Here is a 6590-nt window from a genome sequence, read left to right on the forward strand (position 1 = left end):
GCGGGAAGGGGCCGCCCGCCCGGCCCGAGCGGGAGGAGGCCGGGGCGAGGACGGCGTCGCGCGGGACGCCGCCGGGGTCATCGCGGCGGTGCGAAGCGGTCGATGAGTGCCGTGACGCCGGCGGCGAGCTGTTCCTCGCCGCCGCGGGCGGCCAGCCCGGGCCCGAGGGCCCTCAGCCGGGGGAACTCCCTGACCGGCAGCCGGTGCAGCCCGAGCCGGAAGGAGGGATCGGGCTCCTCCGGATTGTCCACGAACTCCCGGAGCTCGGTGACGATGTACCCCAGCACCCAGGAGATCCACGCGCGGTACAGCTCCAGGGTGGCGCGCTCGCCCAGCTCGGCCCGCTCCAGGCGGGTCAGCAGGCGCTCGTGGGCGCGGAGCACCGCCGGCGGCCGCCGGCTCAGGGGGACGGTGAGCGGCCGGAGCGTCATCAGCGGCACGACGTGCGGGTGGGCGAGCGCGACGCGGTACATCGCCCGGGCGACGGCGACGAGCGCCTCGCGCCACGGGGGAGCGGTGTCGGCGTCCCCCGCGGCGAGGGCGGCCGGGCCGAACGGCGTGGCGCTCAGGCTCTGCTCCAGCTCGATGAACAGCCGCTCGACGAGGCCGTCGAGCAGCTCGTCCTTGCTGGGGGTGTAGCGGTAGAGGGCCATCGTCTCGACGCCGAGCTCGTCGGCGACCCGGCGCATGCTCAGGGCGTCGAGCCCCTCGGCGTCCACGACGCGCAGCGCCGCGTCGATGACCCGGTCCCTGGTGAGACGGGTGCGGGCAGCCATGGCGACGGCCTCCCTCTGCGGAGGGTTCTGCCTTGACAGGGGACGGACCCCGGGCTGAACCTGTACATATACAGCATAAACGGACACCACATATTTACGCGGTAAGTATGCGCAGAATCGTGTGATCGAACGACTCCGGTGAGTGATCACCATGCGACACGCCTGCACGACCTTGCGGCCCTGCGCGATGACGCGGCCCTGCCCGGTGCCGCTGTCCCCCGACGCGCTGGCCCGCCTCTACACCCGCTACCTCGACCTGGTGGAACTGGGCCGGCTCCCGCAAGGCACCACCTTCGAGGACTACTACTCGGTCTGGCGCTCCTCCCGCCGCGGCGAGAGGCGCGTCGGCCTCGACGACGGCGCCTCCGGGGTCGGCCCGGCCTTCGCCGGCCGCGAGCTCATCACCCGCCCCGCCAAGAAACTGAAGGGAGTCGTCCGCACCCTCGTGCTGCTGGTGGACTTCCCCGACCACCCGCACGACGCGTCCCACCGCCCCGGCCACTACGAGCAGTTGCTGTTCAGCGCGAACGCCCTGCCGACCGGCAGCATGCGCGACTACTACCGAACCGTGAGCGGGTTCCAGACGTTCGGCGAGAACGGCATCGACATCCAGGGAGAGGTCCGCGGCTGGTTCCGTCTGCCGCAGCCGCTCTCCTTCTACGCGGACGGCAACTCCGGCCTGAACGAGAACGGCTTCCCCCGCAACTCGCAGGGCATGGCGCGCGACGCGGTCCGCATCGCCCTGGAGGAGGGCGTCGACTTCACGCCCTTCGACGTGCTCGACGAGAAGACGGTCACCGCGCTCTTCATCGTCCACGCGAGCCGCGGAGCGGAGGAGATCGACGGCCCGGAGGGCGTCAACGAGCTCTGGAGCCTCAAGTGGGGCATCCCCGGCGGCATGAAGGTCGCTCCCAACCTGAAGGTGGAGACCTTCCTCACCGTGCCGGAGGACTGCGCCATGGGCGTCTGCGCCCACGAGTGGGGCCACCTCGCCGCCCGCTACGCCGACTACTACGACACGGGCCAGCTGGAGGCGACCAAGTCCAACGGCCTCGGAAACTACTGCCTGATGGCTTCGGGCAACTGGGGCAACCACGGCCTCACGCCGACGCTCCCCAACGGCATGCTCCGCATGTTCCACAGCTGGGTCGCGCCGCAGAGCATCACCGGCACCACCAAGGACGTCGTGCTGCGGCCGGCGGCGGAGAGCGGCGACCTGCTCTTCGTCCAGAACCCCGACACCATGACGGACCTGCAGTACCTCATCGTCGAGTACCGGCGCCGCCGCGGGCAGGACGCCGCCCTCCCCGACGAGGGCGTGGCCGTCTACGTCGTCGACGAGGCCATCAGGGACGTCAACCGCGAGGACCGGCTGGCGATCGAGCTGATGCAGGCCGACGGCAAGCGCGACCTCGGCGCGATCTTCGGTCGCGGCAACCGGGGCGACGCCGACGACCTCTACCCCTCCCTGGGCAACGCCACCCTCGGCGAGACGACGAGGCCCCCGCTCAACCTGCCCGGCGGCGCGTTCTCCGGAGTCACCATCGAGGTGCAGGGGAACCCCGGGGACAAGGAGATGGGTGTCGACATTCACATGGAGTGAGGCTTGGAGTGAGGCTTAGCCGGCGGATCCCGGGCAACGCGGAGTGGAGAGAGGGGGGCCGCTGATGCGATCGAAGGGAATGACCACATGGATCGCCCCATGGACTGGCGACAGTACGCCGCGTGCCTCCACGAGGACCCCGAACTCTTCTTCCCCGTCGGGAGCCGGGGTCCCGCGCTCACCCAGACCGAGGACGCCAAGTCGGTCTGCCGCCGCTGCCCGGTGCGGGAGGCCTGCCTGCGCTGGGCACTGGAGTCCGGGCAGGAAAGCGGCGTGTGGGGCGGGACGAGCGAGTCCGAGCGGCGGTCGCTGCGCCGGGCCGGGAGGGCCCGGCGCAGGACGTCGCCCGCGGGGCGGGTTCAGCCGAAGAACTCCAGGAGGGCGCGCGTGACGGCCTCCGGCTGCTCCTCGACCAGGTAGTTGCGGGTGCCCTCGATCTCCGCCATGCGGACGTCGGTGCCCTGCTGGGGGAAGACCTCCCGCATGTACTCGAAGAACGTCCCGTAGGCGAGGCCGAGCATCGGCACGGAGATCTTGTCGTACGACTCGAAGTCCGCGATGTCCTGCTGGTAGGACTGGAACCAGCCCTTGCTCGCCCGGATCGCCTCGGCCGAGGAGTACGCCTTGGCGTAGACGTCCCGGTCCCGGTCGGTGATGGACTCCGGGTTCACCAGGCTCAGGCCGAACATGTAGTCGATGATGTGGCGGTAGCGGCCGGTGAGGACCTGCTCCGGGAAGCCGGCCACCTGGTTGAAGGCGAGCCACCAGCGGTGCGGGCCCTTGTCGCCGGGGTTCGGCAGCATGGGGAACTTGTAGTAGCTGCGGTCCGCGTGCGTGGTGTTGAGGATCGCCACCTTCTCGGTGGCCTCCGGGTGGTTCGCGGCGTAGGCGAAGGCGACCATCGCACCGATGCCGTGCCCGGCGATGTTCACCTTCTCGTGTCCGAGGTGGCGGACGAGCTCCAGGATGTCCCGCGCCATCGACTTCTTCTCGAAGCCGGACTGCGGCTTGCTGGAGCCGCCCATGCCGCGGATGTCGACGGTGATCACGCGGAAGCGGGCCGCGAGCGCGGGCATGACCTTGCGGTACTCCCACCACGTCTCGGGCCAGCCGGGCAGCAGCACCAGCGGATCGCCCTCGCCGCCGGTCACGTAGTGCAGCCGGATGCCGTTGACGTCGGCGTACTCGCTGGTGAAACCGCCGTCGAGGGACGCCGCGAGCTCCGCGTTCAGAACCTTCAGCTCCTCGGCGTCCGTGACCGCCGCTGTGTTGACCGCGTTCTCTGCGTTCTCCGCGTTCTCCGCGTGTGCCGGCACTTGCTCCCCCTTGTCGTCGGCCAGTGCGCGTTGGGTGGGTTTGAAGGCCCAACTCTCTGGTGGCGTCGACCATAACAACATCCACTTCGCCGGGCCATGGGTTGTGGATCACACGTCGGCCGGCCGGCTCCCCGGGTGCGCGCCGCGCGGGGGAACCGGCCGGCCGGGCAGCAGAACGCAAGCCCCGGCGCCGTCAGCGCTTGACGGCCGGGCCCTCCTTGGGCGTGTTGGCGGCGGTGACGTTCACGCCGGCCCAGGCGGCATCGACCGCCTTGTGCTCGGCGCTCCCCTCGCCGTACATGTCCGCGGCGGCCTGCAGCGTGGCGGTGCGGGCCTCGTGGAAGTCGGTGGTCGAGACCATGTAGCGGGTGAGCGCGCGGTAGAAGATCTGCTGCGCCTTCTCCCGGCCGATGCCGGTGACCGCCTTGCCGTCGTACGTGGGCGAGTCGTACTCCACGCCGCCGATGGTCTTCTTGCCGCTGCCCTCGGCCAGCAGGTAGAAGGCGTGCGAGGAGACACCGGAGCCGGCGTGCACCTCGCGGTCGTAGGACTGCGCGTCCCAGTAGTCGACCGTGCCCTCCAGGACGTCCAGCGACGGCTTGTCCATGCGGCGCAGGAACTTCTGCTCCAGGCCGAGCTTCTCGCCGAGCAGGTAGTTCGGCGGGTTGCCGGCGTTGTTCGTACGGAACTCCACGCCCGCGCCGAAGATGTCCGCGAGCGACTCGTTGAGCGAGCCCGCCTCGCCGAACTGGTTCTGGCTCGCGTCCACGCGCGTCGGCTGGAAGTCGGCGGTGGCCTCGATCACGCCGTGGCTGAGCTCGTGACCGGTGACGTCCAGGGCCACCAGCGGCTGCTTGAACGTTTCTCCATCGCCGTCGCCGTAGAGCATGCACCCGCACTCGGGCGACCAGAAGGCGTTGCCGACCTTGTCGCCGAAGTGCACCAGGGCGCGCGGGCCGGTGCCGTCGTTCTTGATGCCGTTCCGGCCGAACGCGGCCTTGTAGTAGTCGTACGTGCTGGTGATGCCGTACTGCGCGTCGACGGCGGCGGTGGCGGCGTCCGTGACGGTGCCGTTGCCCCAGCGGTTGTCGGAGTCGGTGAAGGCCTTGCCGGAGGCGAAGGCGTCGAGCTCCTTGCCCCCGGCGTCGCGGGTCTCGCCGCCGCCGCGGCTCGGGTCCTTGAGGACGAAGGTGTCCTTGGCGGTCTGCGTCGTCGTCAGCGGGACGTTGCCGGCGAAGAAGGAGGCGCCGGTGCCGCTCGCCTGGACCGGGAACCCGGCGCCGGGCTGCACCTTGGCCGGCGGCGTGGACTTCGCGTTCGTGCGCGGCTTCGCCGTCCGGCCCTGGTCGCGGAGCGTGGCCTTCAGGCGGGGGGATATGAAGCCGTCGCTGAGCGGCGTGCTGCTGATGACCTTGCCGTTGCCGGCGTCCACGACGACGCTGTGGCCGACACCGCCCTCGGCCTTGCCGCTGCCGGTCACGGTCACGCGGTAGGCGAGGACCGGCTCGGCGCTCCGCGCGTCGACCACCAGCTCGGTCTTCGCGGCCTTCCCGGCCACGGACTTCGCGGCCTTTGCCGCGGCCTGCGGCGCGGTGAGCTTCGGGGCGACCGAGGGCACGGCGACGCGGTGCTTGATGGCCCGGGTGACGCCCAGGTAGTTCTTCTTGGCGTCGAGGTGGACGACGAGGTCGCCGCCGACCACGGGAACGCCCTGGTAGGCCCGGAGGAAGCGGACGTGGCGCTTGCCCTCGGGGTCGACGAGGGTGTCCTTGACCCGGAGCGTCTCGTTCTTGCCGACGCCCGTGGCGTCCGCGTGGGCGAGGGCCGCGGCGGTGGCCGCCTTCACGGTCTCGGCGTTGGCGGCCAGAGCGGCTGCGTTGAACGAAGAGTCGGCGGCCGACTCGCGGGCCCGGTCCCGGGTGGCGTCGCTGACGGACGGAGCGGCGGACGCGGTGCCCGCCATGGTGGCCGCGGCGACGACGGCCACGGCGGCGGCGAGTATTCGGTGGTGCGTTGTGGGGGTTGTACGCAAGTTCAGCGCCCTTTGCGTCGAGGGCGGTTCGGGACGCGCCCGGCCGCCTGCATGCACGCGGTGCCGTCACTCGCGCACCGCGGGAACCTGTGGTCCCGCGGAGGACTCTGCCTGCCCTGGCATGGGCATGAAAAGATCAGATAGGCGTGATGTCCGGACAGTTGATCAACTGTTAACAATGCGTCGACGCAGGGTGGCCGGTAGGTGACGTGCGGTCCAACTGGCCATCAAGTCGTGCTCGCCCGTGAGGGGTTGCCGGCGCAGGACGGGGTCCCGGCATGTGAGACGCGCACCGGTCGGGCCGCGGCCCCGGCGGAGCCGCCGGAACAGGGCGCCCCGCGCCGCCGGACGCCCCGCAGAGGCACGTGGGAGCAGCCTGATGCGGCGGCCCTACATCCCGGGCCAGCTGCCGCCCCGTACGCGCGTCCCCGCCGACCGCAGCCGCCGCGCCGTCGGCTCCGCCGCCAGGTACACCCAGGCGCGGACCGGGCCCTCCCCGCCGTCCGGCAGCACCGCCCGCACCACCCGTACGTACAGCTCGCCGCTGCCGTCCCGGGCGCAGCCCTCCAGCTCGTCCAGGGACGCGAGCACCGCCGCGTACACATCCGGCGCCGGACGCACCAGCTCGCCCCGGACCTCGCCGCCCGGCTCCGCCACCGCGTACGGGTATCCGGGGCCCTCGTACAGCACCGCGCCCCGCAGCAGCGCCGGCTCCTCGGCGACCGTGCGGCCCCGCAGGAAGCGGCCGTGATTGGCCTGCCCGGGACGCAGCGTCCCGTAGACGAACACCGGAAGCCGCTCCTGCTCCGCCGCCATCCCCGGCTCCCTCCGCCGTCCATGCCTTGCCCCCGCCGTCCCCGCCG

The 6590-nt window shown here is 71.4% G+C and carries 5 protein-coding genes and 1 pseudogene; 2 read left to right on the plus strand and 4 right to left on the minus strand.

Annotated features, from left to right (window positions below; translation table 11 throughout):
* Positions 1 to 77: 77 nt before the first annotated feature.
* Entirely contained in the window at positions 78 to 776 is a 699-nt protein-coding gene (locus tag ACSNOH_RS03400) for a TetR/AcrR family transcriptional regulator (protein WP_436719653.1), read from the minus strand.
* A gap of 151 nt (positions 777 to 927) precedes the next feature.
* Between ACSNOH_RS03400 and ACSNOH_RS03405 the strand changes: the two genes are divergently transcribed.
* Both ACSNOH_RS03405 and ACSNOH_RS03410 read left to right on the plus strand, forming a co-directional pair.
* Entirely contained in the window at positions 928 to 2379 is a 1452-nt protein-coding gene (locus ACSNOH_RS03405) for a M6 family metalloprotease domain-containing protein (RefSeq protein WP_436719660.1), read from the plus strand.
* 99 nt (positions 2380 to 2478) lie between these two features.
* Positions 2479 to 2730 (plus strand): annotated as a pseudogene (locus tag ACSNOH_RS03410) (WhiB family transcriptional regulator); the annotation flags it as partial.
* Between the two features lie 8 nt (positions 2731 to 2738).
* Here ACSNOH_RS03410 and ACSNOH_RS03415 read toward each other — a convergent pair.
* The 3 genes from ACSNOH_RS03415 to ACSNOH_RS03425 all read right to left on the minus strand — a co-directional run bounded on the left by ACSNOH_RS03415 (position 2739) and on the right by ACSNOH_RS03425 (position 6543).
* Complete coding sequence (locus tag ACSNOH_RS03415) at positions 2739 to 3695, minus strand: alpha/beta fold hydrolase (protein WP_436719654.1); 957 nt, start codon at positions 3693 to 3695, stop codon at positions 2739 to 2741.
* A gap of 193 nt (positions 3696 to 3888) precedes the next feature.
* Positions 3889 to 5658: a M4 family metallopeptidase gene (locus ACSNOH_RS03420; protein WP_436719661.1), complete on the minus strand. Its 1770-nt coding sequence runs from the start codon at positions 5656 to 5658 to the stop codon at positions 3889 to 3891.
* A gap of 459 nt (positions 5659 to 6117) precedes the next feature.
* On the minus strand, positions 6118 to 6543 hold the full coding sequence (locus ACSNOH_RS03425) for a gamma-glutamylcyclotransferase family protein (RefSeq protein ID WP_436719655.1): 426 nt from the start codon (positions 6541 to 6543) through the stop codon (positions 6118 to 6120).
* Positions 6544 to 6590 lie beyond the last annotated feature (47 nt).

Source organism: Streptomyces sp. URMC 127, assembly GCF_051386535.1.
Lineage (GTDB): Bacteria > Actinomycetota > Actinomycetes > Streptomycetales > Streptomycetaceae > Streptomyces.

Coding starts and splice junctions, on each gene's coding strand:
- ACSNOH_RS03400 (WP_436719653.1), bottom strand. CDS start 776: ATGGCTGCCCGCACCCGTCTCACCAGGGACCGGGTCATCGACGCGGCG.
- ACSNOH_RS03405 (WP_436719660.1), top strand. CDS start 928: ATGCGACACGCCTGCACGACCTTGCGGCCCTGCGCGATGACGCGGCCC.
- ACSNOH_RS03420 (WP_436719661.1), bottom strand. CDS start 5,658: ATGGCGGGCACCGCGTCCGCCGCTCCGTCCGTCAGCGACGCCACCCGG.
- ACSNOH_RS03425 (WP_436719655.1), bottom strand. CDS start 6,543: ATGGCGGCGGAGCAGGAGCGGCTTCCGGTGTTCGTCTACGGGACGCTG.